Origin of the sequence: Pseudomonas sp. lyk4-R2A-10 (assembly GCF_030209075.1) — a bacterium.
Lineage (GTDB): Bacteria > Pseudomonadota > Gammaproteobacteria > Pseudomonadales > Pseudomonadaceae > Aquipseudomonas > Aquipseudomonas glycinae.
The window spans coordinates 395458-410359 of the sequence record NZ_JARVSR010000002.1; the positions used below are offsets into that span (position 1 = coordinate 395458).

General features: G+C 62.0%; 13 protein-coding genes. 5 read left to right on the top strand and 8 right to left on the bottom strand.

Features of this window, described 5'->3' with window-relative positions; all coding sequences use genetic code 11:
- Positions 1-100: 100 nt before the first annotated feature.
- Positions 101-1474 carry a COG3014 family protein gene (locus QRN46_RS04105; protein WP_201818828.1) on the bottom strand — a complete coding sequence of 458 codons (1374 nt, stop codon included), beginning with the start codon at positions 1472-1474 and terminating at the stop codon, positions 101-103.
- A 151-nt stretch (positions 1475-1625) separates the two neighbouring features.
- On the opposite strand from QRN46_RS04105, the gene QRN46_RS04110 reads away from it, so the two are divergent.
- Together QRN46_RS04110 and QRN46_RS04115 are read left to right on the top strand one after the other, a co-directional pair.
- Positions 1626-3521, top strand: coding sequence for an FTR1 family protein (locus QRN46_RS04110; RefSeq protein WP_285354315.1), 1896 nt, complete (start codon positions 1626-1628; stop codon positions 3519-3521).
- A 4-nt stretch (positions 3522-3525) separates the two neighbouring features.
- On the top strand, positions 3526-3981 hold the full coding sequence (locus QRN46_RS04115; protein ID WP_041475621.1) for a YaiI/YqxD family protein: 456 nt from the start codon (positions 3526-3528) through the stop codon (positions 3979-3981).
- Positions 3982-4029: 48 nt separating this feature from the next.
- Here QRN46_RS04115 and elbB read toward each other — a convergent pair whose 3' ends face one another.
- The gene (elbB, locus tag QRN46_RS04120; RefSeq protein WP_197867131.1) at positions 4030-4698 is read right to left on the bottom strand and encodes an isoprenoid biosynthesis glyoxalase ElbB; all 669 of its coding nucleotides are present in this window, start codon (positions 4696-4698) and stop codon (positions 4030-4032) included.
- Positions 4699-4813: 115 nt separating this feature from the next.
- On the opposite strand from elbB, the gene QRN46_RS04125 reads away from it, so the two are divergent.
- On the top strand, positions 4814-6049 hold the full coding sequence (locus tag QRN46_RS04125; RefSeq protein ID WP_285354316.1) for a sterol desaturase family protein: 1236 nt from the start codon (positions 4814-4816) through the stop codon (positions 6047-6049).
- Here the strand turns inward: QRN46_RS04125 and QRN46_RS04130 are convergent.
- On the bottom strand, positions 6030-6686 hold the full coding sequence (locus QRN46_RS04130; RefSeq protein ID WP_285354317.1) for a DedA family protein: 657 nt from the start codon (positions 6684-6686) through the stop codon (positions 6030-6032). The genes QRN46_RS04125 and QRN46_RS04130 overlap by 20 nt on opposite strands.
- Before the next feature lie 208 nt (positions 6687-6894).
- On the opposite strand from QRN46_RS04130, the gene hemB reads away from it, so the two are divergent.
- Together hemB and ppk1 are read left to right on the top strand one after the other, a co-directional pair.
- Entirely contained in the window at positions 6895-7908 is a 1014-nt protein-coding gene (hemB, locus tag QRN46_RS04135) for a porphobilinogen synthase (protein WP_007951836.1), read from the top strand.
- Between the two features lie 18 nt (positions 7909-7926).
- Positions 7927-10152, top strand: coding sequence for a polyphosphate kinase 1 (ppk1, locus tag QRN46_RS04140; RefSeq protein ID WP_285354318.1), 2226 nt, complete (start codon positions 7927-7929; stop codon positions 10150-10152).
- A gap of 66 nt (positions 10153-10218) precedes the next feature.
- On the opposite strand, the gene ppx is transcribed toward ppk1, so the two are convergent.
- The 5 genes from ppx to QRN46_RS04165 all read right to left on the bottom strand — a co-directional run bounded on the left by ppx (position 10219) and on the right by QRN46_RS04165 (position 14828).
- The gene (ppx, locus tag QRN46_RS04145) at positions 10219-11721 is read right to left on the bottom strand and encodes an exopolyphosphatase (RefSeq protein ID WP_011336492.1); all 1503 of its coding nucleotides are present in this window, start codon (positions 11719-11721) and stop codon (positions 10219-10221) included.
- A 248-nt stretch (positions 11722-11969) separates the two neighbouring features.
- Positions 11970-12707 (bottom strand): amino acid ABC transporter ATP-binding protein, encoded by a 738-nt coding sequence (locus tag QRN46_RS04150; RefSeq protein ID WP_011336491.1) that lies wholly within the window; start codon positions 12705-12707, stop codon positions 11970-11972.
- A complete protein-coding gene (locus QRN46_RS04155) occupies positions 12694-13344 on the bottom strand; it encodes an amino acid ABC transporter permease (RefSeq protein ID WP_011336490.1) in 651 nt (216 codons plus the stop codon). The genes QRN46_RS04150 and QRN46_RS04155 overlap by 14 nt, the downstream gene beginning before the upstream one ends.
- Complete coding sequence (locus tag QRN46_RS04160; RefSeq protein WP_011336489.1) at positions 13341-14021, bottom strand: amino acid ABC transporter permease; 681 nt, start codon at positions 14019-14021, stop codon at positions 13341-13343. The genes QRN46_RS04155 and QRN46_RS04160 overlap by 4 nt, the downstream gene beginning before the upstream one ends.
- A 21-nt stretch (positions 14022-14042) precedes the next feature.
- The gene (locus QRN46_RS04165; protein ID WP_011336488.1) at positions 14043-14828 is read right to left on the bottom strand and encodes a transporter substrate-binding domain-containing protein; all 786 of its coding nucleotides are present in this window, start codon (positions 14826-14828) and stop codon (positions 14043-14045) included.
- Positions 14829-14902: the final 74 nt, after the last annotated feature.

Consider the following 14902-nt stretch of genomic DNA (forward strand, 5'->3'; position numbering starts at 1 on the left):
GAGCTTTAATGCCGCAACGCGATAGCGCGGGCGCGGCATTATAAGCGGGCGATGCTGGCTATGTAATAGCTTTTTAATTGCATGGTTTAGTTGGGTGCCATTACTTATCCGGCAATCTGGCATTGCCGATGACGTTGGCGACATCTCTCAGAACTCGCAGGTTGACCAACTGGTGATCGCGGTCGATGCGCAGGATGACCGATGACGCTCCGGGCGCATTGGGTGCATTGAATCGATGATCGCCTTTCTTCAGTCTAATGCGTGCCACCAGTGTCTTGTCGGGGAGCGTGCGCCAGGTTCTGGTATCGGCCTCCTCAAAGGGGTCGTGCTCGGTGACAACCAGCGAGGCCTTGGCCGGATTGCGTTCATTTTCCTGGGCCTGGGAAATGGCGGCCATGTTGGCGCGGAACATCGCCCGGGAAATGATCGCCGGCATGTCATCGCGCAGCGTACGAAACGCCATGTCGGTGACGCTGTTGATCACGGTCAGCGGGCGTTTGCGGCCATCCACCAGGATGTGGTCGAACGCCGGTGTGATGGTGTCCGGCACCAGGATGGGAAACGAGATCGGCGCGGTAATGACCAGGTTTTCATTGAGCCGCACCGGGATCGGCACCGTTACCGAGCTGCGGGCCGGCGCCAGACCGCTCTGGACGACGATCAGAACATCGCTTTCATCATCCTTGGCCGGCGGTTTGTCGAGATTGCGCAACGCCTGTTCGAGGAAGGGCGTGTTCGGGCGCAACTCGATCGCCTGGCGATAACCCGGTGCGGCCAGATCCCGTTCACCCAGCGCTTCATAGGTGAATCCGGCCAGGTAATGGCTGAAAGCACTCTGGTAGCCGTTCTTCAGTTCAATCACCGCCGGCGCATCCAGGGTGGTGACGGGATAGCCCTGCAGATCTTTGTATTGCACGATGATGCCTTGAGCTTTGGCCTGTTCCTCGAGCTCTTCATACTGGCGCTCCCGCTGGCGGGCGATCAGTGCTTCACGTTCGTGGGTCTTCTTGATGTCTGCCCGGGCGCCGTCGAAATCACTTTCACCCAATTGGTTGAGGGCCATCTGTGTGGTCAGCATGACTTTTTCGTAGTCATAGCCTTCGTAGCGGCTGAGCTTGTCATTGACCAGCATGGTGCCCATTTCATAGGCAAACCGGTTGAGCAGCTTCATGGGGGCGGAAGGCACGGCTTCTTCACGCTGGAACACCATCCGGTCGGCGCTGCGCCAGGCTTTCTGGCTCTGCGGGCGGGCGTTGGCGAAGCTGAGAATCGAACCCTTCTCGAAGTAGTAGAGCAGGTCCTTGTCTTCCCACGGGTTGTGCCACTCCAGCACATCCAGGGCGCCCTGATAGTCGCCGAGCATCAACCGGTCATTGGTCTGCTGCATTTCCAGATCGTAATTGCGATAAGCCGCGCAGCCGCTCAGTTGCAGGATCGCGCTGATTAATACCGGGAGCAGCAAGCATTGGCGCATGGAGTGCAGCTCTTCCTTGAACAGAGAGGCGATAGGTGACGGATTATAGGGGCGGGCAATGGCCATGTGCCGGGTATTGGAGAGAAAGCTTGAGGGAATCGCGCTCGAAGTGAACAATATGTAACTTCGCATTTCCACTTGAGACTCATTCATGACTGCCGCGTCCCGATTTCTGGCCTGGCTGGTGTTCCCGTTGTGCGCCCTGAGCAGCTTCAATCTGCTGGCCGACACCGTGGAAGGCGCGCCGCAAGCGCTGCACCTGCTCGATTACATCAGCGCCGATTACCCGCCGACGGTTGAGGCAGGCAAGGTCACTGACGACGGCGAATACCGCGAGCAGCTGGAATTCACCCAAGTGCTGCAAGGGCTGATCGCCGGCCTGCCGGCCAAGCCGGAGAAAGTGGCGCTGGAGCAGGGCGTCACTGCCTTGCACGCCGCGATCACGGCGAAACAGGATGGCGCGGACGTCGCCCGTCAGGCCCGGCAACTGGGGGCGAAACTGGCGGTGGCCTATGAAGTCAGCCAGGCCCCGATCATCACGCCTGATCCGACCCGTGGTGCGCCGCTCTACGCGCAAAACTGCTCGGTGTGCCACGGCGACGCGGGTGCCGGCGACGGCCCGGCGGGCCTCGGCATGACGCCGGCACCGGCCAATCTGCGCGACGCTGCGCGGATGGATCACCTGAGCCTGTATGCGATCTACAGCACCCTCGGCCAGGGCGTCGAAGGCACTGACATGCCAGCCTTTGCCGATCAACTGGACGACCGTCAGCGCTGGGATCTGGCGACCTATATCGCGCAGTTCAGCGCCGATCCGGCCACGGCCAAATCCGACAAGACCTACAATATCGCCGACCTGGCCCGCCAGACCCCGGCCGAAGTGCAGGCCGCCGAAGGCCCTGAAGCCGCGGCGATCTTCCGTGTACAACGGGCGCAGCCGCCGCAGGTCAAACGCGGCCCGGCGCAGTTGCTCGACTACACTGCCGCGACGCTGGACAAGAGCCTGGCGGCGTACCGCGCCGGTGAACACGATCAGGCTTACGACCTGTCGGTGGCGGCGTATCTGGAAGGCTTCGAACTGGTCGAGAGCTCGCTGGACAATGTCGACGCCAACGTGCGCAAGGACACCGAAAAATCCCTGATGGCCTATCGGCAATCGCTGCAGGACGGCTTGCCGGTGGAGCAGGCCGAACAGCGTCTTGACGCGGCCAAGGCCAAACTCAAGGAGTCCGCCGGCTTGCTGGGCAGCGACGGTCTGAGCTGGTCCCTGAGCTACATCTCCGGTCTGTTGATTCTGCTGCGCGAAGGCCTGGAAGCGGTTCTGGTGCTGGCGGCGATCCTCGCGTTCCTGCGCAACACCGGCCAGCAATCGGCGGTGCGCAGCGTCAACGTCGGCTGGGGGCTGGCGCTGCTGGCTGGCCTGGGAACCTGGGCGCTGGCGGCCTATGTGATCGATGTCAGCGGCTCCCAGCGTGAGCTGTTGGAAGGCGCCACGGCGCTGTTCGCCAGCGTCATGGTGTTGTGGCTCGGGGTGTGGATGCACGACCGTCGGCACGCGGCGGCCTGGCAGGATTACATCAAGCAGAGTCTGGTTGGCGGAGGCGGGCGTTTCGGGTTTGCGATCCTGGCATTCTTCTCGGTGTACCGCGAACTGTTCGAAGTGATCCTGTTCTACGAAACCCTGTGGCTGCAGGCCGGTCCCGCCGGGCATAACGCGGTACTTGCTGGTGGTGCGACGGCATTGGTGTTGCTGTTCGGTCTGGCGTGGGTGATCCTGCGCGGCTCGGCGAAACTGCCGCTGGCGCTGTTCTTCAGCATCAACGCAGCGCTGCTGTGCGCGTTGTCGGTGGTGTTTGCCGGCCACGGCGTGAAGGCGCTGCAGGAAGCCGGGATCTTCGGTACCCGGCCGGTGGCGTTCTTCGATTTCGACTGGCTGGGGATTCACGCCGATGCGTATTCGCTGACGGCGCAGGCCGTGGCGATCGCGGCGATCATCGTGCTGTACGGTCGCAGTCGGGTGGCTGAAAAGCGCCGAGTGGCGGCTTGAGATGATGCGCGTATGGATCGATGCCGACGCTTGCCCGAAGATGGCCAAGGAGTTGGTGGTCAAGTTCGCCCTCAAGCGCCGCTTCGAAGTGGTGCTGGTGGCGGGGCAGCCGCAGAGCAAGCCGGCGCTGGCGCTCGTCAAGCTGATCGTGGTGCCGAGCGGCCCGGATGCGGCGGACGATTATCTGGTGGAGCACGCGGTGCCGGGTGAACTGGTGATCTGCAGCGACATCCCGCTGGCCGACCGACTGGTGAAGAAGGGTGTGGCGGCGCTGGACCCGCGAGGCAAGGAGTTCGACGCGCAGAACATGGGTGAGCGGCTGGCGACTCGCAATCTGTTCACCGACCTGCGCGAACAGGGCCAGGTCAGCGGCGGCCCGGCACCGTTCGGTGACCGGGAAAAGCAGGCGTTCGCTAATGCGCTGGACCGGATACTGACGCGGCTGGCGCGCCAATCCTGAGTCTTTGATCGTTCCCACGCTCTGCGCGGAAACGATCACCGCCGCCAATCAGGCGTCGTTTTCGTGGGTCAGTTCCAACACCCGATCCACCAGCTTGTTGATCCCCGAAGCCGCCTCGCTGATCGTCTGCGCCAGCATGTACGCCGGGGTGGTCACCAGTTTGCGCGCCTTGTCTTCGACGATATCGGTCACCGCGCAGTCTTCATGGGTGGCGCCCATCTTGTTCATGGCGGCGGCCGTGTCGGCATCGTTGCCGATGGTGCAGGTCACGCCCGGGCCGTAGATCTTCGCGGCCAGTGCCGGCGAGATGCAGATCAGGCCAACAGGCTTGCCCGCTTCGGCAAAGGCTTCGGCCAGCGCCAGCACTTGCGGCTGCACGGTGCAGCCGGCGCCTTCGATGGCGAAGTTCGACAGGTTCTTCGCCGCACCGAAACCGCCAGGCACGATCAGCGCATCGAAGTCCTCGACATCGGCCTCGCGCAGATCCTTGACGTTGCCCCGGGCGATGCGCGCCGATTCCACCAGCACGTTGCGCGACTCGGGCATTTCCTCACCGGTCAGGTGATTGATCACATGCAATTGCGCGATGTTCGGGGCGAAGCACTGTACCTGGGCGCCGCGCTGGTCGAGGCGCAACAGGGTGATGACGCTCTCGTGGATCTCGGCGCCGTCGTAAACGCCGCAACCGGACAGGATCACTGCAACTTTTTTGCTCATGGGTTTCTCTCCAGATTCATGGCGCTAAATGTCCTCTAATTTGTCGTTCGTTGCCATAGGATCAAGCCGCGGCTACACCTAGGATCTGTGCTACAGATTCCGACCAGGGCGCGTCATGAACTTCATCCTGTATGCGGTACCGTTTTTCTTCGTATTGATTGCGGTGGAGCTCATCGCCGACCGTTGGCGCGGGGTGAGCAACTATCGCCTGGCCGATGCGGTGAACAGCATCAGCACCGGGGTGTTGTCGACCACCACCGGGCTGTTGACCAAGGGCGTGGGCCTGGTGACCTATGGGTTTGCCCTGGAGCATCTGGCGCTGTTCAGCTTGCCTGCGGACAGCGTCTGGGTCTGGGTGTTTGCCTTTGTCTTCTATGACTTCTGCTATTACTGGCTGCATCGCATGGGCCATGAACGGAACATCCTCTGGGCGGCGCATTCGGTGCATCACCAGAGCGAGGACTACAACCTTTCCACGGCCTTGCGCCAGACCAGCACCGGGTTTCTGCTGAGCTGGATTTTCTACCTGCCGATGGCGGTGCTCGGGGTGCCGTTGCTGGTGTTCGTCAGCGTTGCCGCGCTGAATCTGCTTTATCAGTTCTGGGTTCATACCCGGCACATTCCCAAGCTCGGCTGGTTCGAGTGGTGCTTCGTCACGCCGTCCAATCATCGGGCCCACCATGCACAGAACGCTCTCTACATGGATCGCAACTACGGCGGGGTGTTCATTATTTGGGACCGTCTGTTCGGCTCGTTCCAGGAAGAGGACGACAGCGAGCCGGTGATTTTCGGCGTGACCACGCCGCTGGCGAGCTGGAATCCGTTGTGGGCCAACCTGCAGTTTTACGCGCAGCTGTGGGACGACGCGCGTCGGGCCGAGCGTACGTGGGACAAGCTCCGGATCTGGTTCATGCGCACTGGCTGGCGTCCGGCGGACGTCGCGGCGAAGTACCCGATGAGCAAGCCGGACCTGAGTCAGTTCCGCAAATTCGAGGTGCCGCTGGACAGCCGTCAACAGTGGTACGTGGGGTTGCAGTTTGCCGCCTATGTGGCGCTGGGCAGTTATCTGATGAATCTGGAACACAGTCTGCCCACCGGAGCATTGGTACTCGGCTGGGGCGCGGTGGCGTTCGGTTTGTTCGTGTTGGGCGTGGCCCTGGAGAATCGCCCGTGGGCGGGTAAGCTGGAAGTGCTGCGGCTGGCATCGAACCTGCCGCTGGTGTGGCTGGCGCCGCTGGTCGGGCTGTGGCCGGCCAGCCCGGGGATATGGGTCGGTTTGCTCTGTTACAGCCTGCTCAGCGGCATCGGGCTGTATGGCTGTCGCCAGCGGCTTAGTCGGCTGGCGTCTTAGGATCGGCGGCGTTGGTCATTTCGGTTTTGTGCCGTTCGGCCTTGGCCAGCAGCTCGGCCTGTTCTTCCTCGTAAACCTTTTTCGCCAGCCGGGCATTCTTGAACCGGCGGCGCAGCCACAGGCCCAGGCCGAGTATCAACAGCGCGCCCAGTACCCACAACTCATACTTTTTGATGCTGCCGAGCATGCCTTCGAGCACGGCGCCGAAGTGGTAGGCGGCAGCAGCCAGTGCGGTGGCCCAGATCGCGGCGCCGATACCGTTGAGCAGCAGATAGCGTCCCGGCGGATAGCCCGAGAGGCCGATTGCCACCGGCATCACCGTGCGCAGGCCGTACACGAAGCGAAAGCTCAAGACCCAGATGTCCGGGTGCTTGCGGATGTGTTCCAGCGCGCGGTCGCCCATCATCTGCCAGCGCGGTTTGCGCGCCAGCAATTTGCGTCCGTGCTTGCGGCCCAGGAAGTACCACAGCTGATCACCGGCGTAGCTGCCGAAGAACGCCACGACCACCACCAGTTTGATGTCCATGTATTCACGGAACGCGAGGAAGCCCGCGAGCACCAGGATGGTTTCGCCTTCGAAAAACGTCCCGAGAAACAGGGCAAAGTAGCCGAAGTCATGCAGAAATTGTTGGAGCATTGTCTGGGTGCTGGCGAAATGAACGCGCAGCCTAACCCTTCGGACACATTCAGGAAAGTGTCGAAATGTGTCTCGACGTGAACATTTCCTACACGGACAATGGAAAGCGACTACCTGTCGCAGGGGTGCACATAACTGTCATACGACCGTCATAATGGCCATCTATAACTGTCACGCTCGCCCGTTTGCGCGGGCTCAGGAGTCTGCCGTGAGCTTTACCCCAGCCAACCGTCTGTTCCCTGCCACCCGCCTGCGTCGCAATCGCCGTGATGATTTTTCCCGGCGGCTGGTGCGTGAGAATGTGTTGACGGTCGATGACCTGATCCTGCCAGTGTTCGTGCTCGACGGTGAAAATCGCCGCGAAGCTGTGGCTTCGATGCCGGGTGTCGAGCGCCTGACCATCGATCTGCTGCTTGAAGAAGCCGCCAAATGGGTCGAGTTGGGAATTCCGGCGCTGGCGCTGTTCCCGGTAACGCCACCGGAACTCAAATCCCTCGATGCCGCCGAAGCCTGGAATCCCGAAGGTATCGCCCAGCGCGCCACCCGTGCCCTGCGTGACCGATTCCCCGAGCTGGGCGTGATCACCGACGTCGCCCTCGACCCGTTCACCACACACGGTCAGGACGGCATTCTCGATGAAGAAGGCTATGTGCAGAACGACATCACCGTCGATGCACTGGTCAAACAAGCCTTGTCCCACGCTGCTGCGGGCGCCCAGGTGGTTGCCCCGTCGGACATGATGGACGGCCGCATCCAGGCGATCCGCGAAGCGCTGGAGCTGGCCGGTCACGTCAACGTGCGGATCATGGCCTACTCGGCCAAGTACGCCAGCGCCTATTACGGCCCGTTCCGCGATGCCGTGGGTTCGGCGGCGAACCTGGGCAAGGCGAACAAGGCCTCCTATCAGATGGACCCGGCCAACAGCGACGAAGCGCTGCACGAAGTGGGTGCGGACTTGTCTGAAGGCGCGGACATGGTCATGGTCAAACCCGGCATGCCGTACCTGGACATTTTGTTCCGGGTAAAAGATGCCTTCAAAGTGCCGACCTTCGTCTATCAGGTCAGCGGCGAATACGCCATGCATATGGCGGCGATCCAGAATGGCTGGTTGAGCGAAGGCGTGATCCTCGAATCCCTGACCGCCTTTAAACGTGCCGGCGCTGATGGCATCCTGACTTACTTTGCTGTCCGTGCCGCTCAATTGTTACGAGAGCAGAAATAGCCCTCCCAGGAACATTCGATGAATACCGAAGGACTCACTGAAGTTGCCGTAAAAGAAGCTCAACCCGTGGTCGAGCAGATTACCGAAACCCCGCCGGAACTGGAGCCTGCGCCACCTGCGCAGGCGGCAGAGCCCGCCGCGGCGGTTCCGGCGATCGCGATTCCCGGCCTGGATGACAGCAGCCTGTACATCCACCGGGAATTGTCGCAACTGCAGTTCAACATCCGCGTGCTGGAACAGGCGCTGGACGAGTCCTACCCGTTGCTGGAGCGGCTGAAGTTCCTGCTGATCTTCTCCAGCAACCTCGACGAATTCTTCGAAATCCGCGTCGCCGGCCTCAAGAAACAAATCACCTTCGCCCGTGAACAGGCCGGCGCCGACGGCCTGCAACCGCATCAGGCACTGGCCCGCATCAGCGAACTGGTGCACGGTCACGTAGACCGTCAGTACGCGATTCTCAACGACATCCTGCTGCCGGAGCTGGAAAAGCATCAGGTGCGCTTCATCCGCCGGCGCAACTGGACAACCAAGCTCAAGACCTGGGTGCGCCGCTATTTCCGCGACGAGATCGCGCCGATCATCACCCCGATCGGCCTCGACCCGACGCACCCGTTCCCGTTGCTGGTGAACAAGAGCCTGAACTTCATCGTCGAGCTCGAGGGCATCGACGCCTTCGGTCGCGATTCCGGTCTGGCGATCATCCCGGCACCGCGTCTGCTGCCGCGGATCATCAAGGTGCCGGAAGAAGTCGGCGGCCCTGGCGACAACTATGTGTTCCTGTCGTCGATGATCCACGCCCACGCCGATGACCTGTTCCAGGGCATGAAGGTCAAGGGCTGCTACCAGTTCCGCCTGACCCGAAACGCTGACCTGGCGCTTGATTCCGAAGACGTCGAAGACCTGGCCCGCGCCCTGCGTGGCGAGTTGTTCTCCCGCCGTTACGGTGATGCCGTGCGTCTGGAAGTCGCCGACACCTGCCCGAAACACCTGTCGGACTACCTGCTCAAGCAGTTCAACCTGAGCGAGACCGAGCTGTATCAGGTCAACGGTCCGGTGAACCTGACGCGTCTGTTCAGCATCACCGGTCTGGACAGCCATCCGGAGCTGCAATACACGCCGTTCACGCCGCAGATCCCGAAACTGCTGCAAAACAGCGAGAACATTTTCAGCGTGATCAGCAAGCAGGACATCCTGCTGCTGCACCCGTTCGAGTCGTTCACCCCGGTGGTCGATCTGCTGCGCCAGGCCGCCAAGGACCCGCACGTTCTGGCCGTGCGCCAGACGCTGTACCGCTCCGGCGCCAACTCGGAAATCGTCGATGCGCTGGTGGACGCCGCGCGTAACGGCAAGGAAGTGACGGCGGTCATCGAACTGCGTGCGCGTTTCGACGAAGAATCCAACCTGCAACTGGCCAGCCGTCTGCAAGCGGCCGGGGCGGTGGTGATCTACGGCGTGGTCGGCTTCAAGACCCACGCCAAGATGATGCTGATCCTGCGCCGCGAGCAGGGCGAGATCGTGCGTTACGCGCACCTCGGCACCGGTAACTACCACGCCGGCAACGCCCGCCTGTACACCGACTACAGCCTGCTGACTTCCGACGACGCCTTGTGCGAAGACGTCGGCAAACTGTTCAGCCAATTGATCGGCATGGGCAAGACGCTGCGGATGAAGAAGCTGCTGCATGCGCCGTTCACCCTGAAGAAGGGCATGCTCGACATGATCACCCGCGAGACGCAATTCGCGCTCGACGGCAAACCGGCGCACATCATCGCCAAGTTCAACTCGCTGACCGATCCGAAGATCATCCGCGCGCTGTACAAGGCCAGCCAGTCCGGCGTGCGCATCGATCTGGTGGTGCGCGGCATGTGCTGTCTGCGTCCGGGCATCGCCGGGGTTTCGCACAACATTCACGTGCGCTCGATCATCGGCCGCTTCCTTGAGCACACCCGAGTGTTCTACTTCCTCAACGGTGGCGAGGAGCAGATGTTCCTGTCCAGCGCCGACTGGATGGAGCGCAACCTCGACAAGCGCGTCGAGACCTGCTTCCCGGTGGAAGGCAAGAAGCTGCTGACCCGGGTCAAGAAAGAGCTGGAGCTGTACCTGACCGACAACACCCACAGCTGGAGCCTGCAATCGGACGGCCGCTACATTCGCAACACGCCAACCGGCAACCAGAACCCGCGCAGTGCGCAGGCGACGTTGCTGGAGCGATTGGGCAGCCCGATTCTGCCGGTGAGCAGCTGACCGCAGGTTTCATAGCCATAAAAAAGGCGATCCATCCGGATCGCCTTTTTTGTGCCTGCCCGTTACTCAATGCACGGTCAGGACAATCCCCACCCGCGTCAGCCATTCGGCCTCAAGCCCGAAATCCGCCTGGGTCAGCTGGTTTTCATCCAGCCAGTTCTCCGGAAACTCCACATCGAGGTTGTCGCCGTTGGCATGCAGCGCAACCTGCGGCATCGCCTGGGTGCCACGAATGTGGTGGAACAGGATGGCGAAACGCAGCAGCACACACAGACGGATCAGCTTGTCGCCGTCGTCTCCGAACTCGGCGAACTTGTCCTTGGGGATGTTGCGGCGGTGGCCACGCACCAGCAGCGCAAGCATCTGCTGGTCTTCGCGGGAGAACCCGGCGAGGTCCGAGTGTTCGATCAGGTAGGCACCGTGCTTATGGTAGTGATAGTGAGCGATGTCGAGCCCGACTTCGTGCACTTTCGCCGCCCAGCCCAGCAGTTCGCGCCAGATACCGTCGTCCAGCTCCCAGTCCACGGCCACTTGATCGAACGCGTGCAGGGCTTTGCGCTCGACCCGCGCGGCCTGTTCGAGGTCGACGTGGTAGCGCTCCATCAGCGAGGTCAGAGTACGTTCGCGCACGTCTTCGTGGTGATGGCGGCCGAGCAGGTCGTAAAGTACGCCTTCACGCAGCGCGCCTTCGCAGTGATCCATGCGTTGCAGTTCGAGGGCGTCGAAGATCGCTTCGAGAATCGCCAGACCGGCCGGGAAGATCGCCCGACGATCCGGCTTGATGCCTTCGAAATCGATCTTGTCGACATCGCCGAGCTTGAACAGGCGACGCTTGAGCCACGCCAGACCTTCGGCATTCACTTCGCCGGTGCCGTGACCGCCGGCCTTCAGCGCCAGGCCGATGGCGCGGATGGTGCCCGAGGAGCCGATGGCTTCATCCCAGGTCAGGCGATGCAAGGCGTGTTCGATGCTCATGATTTCCAGCCGCGCCGCCGTGTAGGCCTGGGCGTAGCGGGCCGGGGTGATTTTGCCGTCCTTGAAATAGCGCTGGGTGAAGCTCACGCAGCCCATTTGCAGGCTTTCGCGCAGCAGCGGTTCGAAACGCTGGCCGATGATGAATTCGGTACTGCCGCCGCCGATGTCGGCGACCAGGCGTTTGCCCGGGGTGTCGGCGAGGGTGTGGGACACGCCGAGGTAGATCAGGCGGGCCTCTTCACGGCCGGAGATGACTTCCACCGGATGGCCGAGGATTTCTTCGGCACGGCGGATGAATTCGCCACGGTTGCGCGCCTCGCGCAGGGCGTTGGTACCGACGATCCGCACGGCGCCCAGCGGCATGCCGTTGATCAGTTGGGCAAAGCGCTTGAGGCAGTCGAGCCCGCGCTGCATGGATTCTTCGTTGAGCTGGCGCTCATCGTCGATGCCGGCGGCCAGCTGAACCTTTTCCCCGAGCCGTTCGAGAATACGGATTTCGCCGTTCTGGGCCTTGGCCACGACCATATGGAAGCTGTTGGAGCCCAGGTCGATCGCGGCGATCAGGGACAGATTCTTGGCTTGGGATTGCGGCATGGTCAGGGGGTCTCGGTCGATAACCCCGACATCGTGCCACGATCAAACGCTGCCGCCAACGCGCATGGTTCAAACCCTTGATTCAGCGCATAAAGTCTCAAGACCGCGGCGCGGCCATTCGCGGGCAAGCCCGCTCCCACAGGTTTTGTGTCGAACACAAAACCGTATCCCGCTAGAGAACCCTGTGGGAGCGGGCTTGGTCCGGGCGGCGATCCGACGATGAGGCCAGAAAAGTCTCTGAGAATCCTTCAGGCAGTCGCTTCCACGGTGCCAATGAAATTCGCCAGTTCCGGCGTCTGCGGATCGGCAAACAGCACTTTCGGATCGCCCACCTCGTGCACCTTGCCCTGATGCATGAACACCAGTTTGTCCCCGACCTCCCGGGCGAAGCGCATTTCGTGGGTGACCATGATCAGCGTCATGCCTTCCTTCGCGAGCTGGCGGACCACGCTGAGCACTTCGTTGACCAGCTCCGGATCCAGCGCCGAGGTGATCTCGTCGCACAGCAGCACCTTCGGCGACATCGCCAGCGCCCGGGCAATCGCCACGCGCTGTTGCTGACCGCCGGAGAGACGCTCAGGAAAGGCATCGAACTTCTCACCCAGACCCACACGTTCCAGCATCCGCCGCGCGAGTTCCTGCGCTTTGGCCTTGGGCACTTTCTGTACCACTTGCGGCGCGAGCATCACGTTTTCGCCCACCGTCAGGTGCGGGAACAGGTTGAACTGTTGGAACACCATCCCGACCTTTTGCCGCAGGCTGCGCAGGTCGGCGCGGGCGGCATCCAGGTATTCGCCGTCGACTTCGATCACGCCGTCGTTGATCGATTCCAGACCGTTGAGGGTGCGCAGCAGGGTGGACTTGCCCGAGCCGCTGCGGCCGATGATCGCCACCACTTGGCCTTCCTCGACGCTCAGGTCGATGCCTTTGAGCACGTGGTGATCGCCGTAATATTTATGCAGGGCGGAAATTCTAAGCAGAGGCATGCAGTCTCCTTTCCAGGTAGCGCGCACTGAGGGACAGGGGGTAGCAGAGCAGGAAGTAGCCCAGGGCGACGAGGCCGTAGACCATGAACGGTTCGAAAGTGGCGTTGGCGAGCATGCCGCCGGTCTTGGTCAGTTCGGTGAAGCCGATGATCGAGGTCACGGCGGTGCCCTTGACCACTTGCACCGAGAAACCCACGGTCGGCGCTACGGCGATGCGCAGCGCCTGCGGCAGGATCACGTAGCGCAGTTGCTCCAGCGGATTCAGCGCCAGGCTCGACGACGCTTCCCACTGACCGTGGGGAATCGCCTCGACGCAGCCGCGCCAGATCTCCGCCAGATAGGCACTGGTGAACAGCGTCAGGGCAATCGCCGCCGCCATCCACGGCGAAATCTCCACCCCGGCCAGCGCCACGCCGAAGAACACCAGAAACAGCTGCATCAACAGCGGTGTGCCCTGAAACAGTTCGATCCAGGTGCGGGCGATGCTGCTGGGCAGCGGGTTTTTCGAGATGCGCATGATCAGGATCAGCAACCCGACGATCCCGCCGCCGATGAATGCCACCAGCGACAGCGCCAGCGTCCATTGCAGGCCGGTGAGCAGGTTGCGCAGGATGTCCCAGAACGTGAAGTCGCTCATTGGCTGCTCCTTGCGCTGCTTTTCGAGAGGTAGCGCCGACCGAGCCAGTTCAGCAACTGCCGGATCAGCAGCGCCATGCACAGATAAATGAGGGTGGTCAGGGCGTAGGTTTCAAAGGCGCGGAAGTTGCGCGACTGAATGAAGTTGGCAGCGAAGCTCAACTCCTCGGTGGCGATCTGCGAACACACCGCCGAACCGAGCATGACGATGATGATCTGGCTACTCAGCGCCGGCCACACTTTGCCCAGTGCCGGCAGCAGCACCACGTGGCGGAACGCTTCGAAACGGCTCATCGCCAATGCCGCCGCAGCTTCCAGCTGCCCGCGCGGAATCGCCTGGATGCCGGCGCGGATGATCTCGGTCGAATACGCGCCGAGGTTGATCACCATCGCCAGCACCGCCGCTTGCCACTCGGAAATCTGCACGCCGAGGGACGGCAGACCGAAGAAGATGAAGAACAACTGCACCAGAAACGGCGTGTTGCGGATCAACTCCACATAAACGCCGAAGATCGTCGAGAACGGGCGGATGTTCCACGCCCGCACCAGCGCTCCGACGATGCCCACGCCAACCCCGAACAGCGCGCCGATGGCCGTTAGCTCAAGGGTGAACAACGCCCCGCGCAGCAGCAGGTCGGTGTTTTCCACCACCGGCAAGAAATCGAACTGATAGGCCATGAAAGTCTCCCGCGTCGCCGATCAGAGATCGGCCGGCAGCGGCTCTTTGAGCCAGGTCTGCGCATTTTTTTCCAGTGCGCCGTCAGCCTTGGCGGTGGTCAGGATCTCGTTGACCTTGCCCAGCAGCGCCGGCTCGTTCTTGTTCACGCCGACGTAGACCGGAGAATCCTTGAGCTTCACTTTCAGCGCGGGCACGCGTTTCGGGTTCTTTTCGCTGATCGCGACCATCACCACGTTGCCGCTGGCGATCAGGTCGACCTGGCCTGCGAGGTAGGCGGCGATGGTCGAGTTGTTGTCTTCGAAGCGCTTGATGGTCACGCCTTCGGGGGCGACCTTGGTCAGCTCGATGTCTTCGATGGCACCACGGGTGACGCTGATGGTTTTGCCCTTGAGATCGTCGAGGGTGCTGACGGCTGCGTCCGGCGGGCCGAACACGGCGAGGTAGAACGGCGCGTAGGCGCGGGAGAAGTCGATGACCTTCTCCCGCTCGGGGTTCTTGCCGAGGCTGGAAATCACCAGATCGACCTTGCCGGTGGTGAGGAACGGGATGCGGTTGGTGCTGTTGACCGGGGTGAGTTCGAGTTTGACCTTGAGCTGTTCGGCCAGCAGTTTCGCGGTGTCGATATCGAGGCCGCGCGGCTTCATGTCCGGGCCGACCGAACCGAACGGCGGAAAGTCCTGAGGCACGGCGACTTTCAAGGTGCCGCGTTTGACCACGTCATCCAGACCGTCGGCATGGGCGGGGGCCTGGCTCAGCATCAGACCGGCAAACAGGGCGGCGAGGAGGGCGCTGTAACGCTTCGTCATGGACAATCTCCGGATCGGCGGGAAGTGAATTCTGCGATCGGACAGAGCACGGGGCGTGCCAAAACGCCGATTTC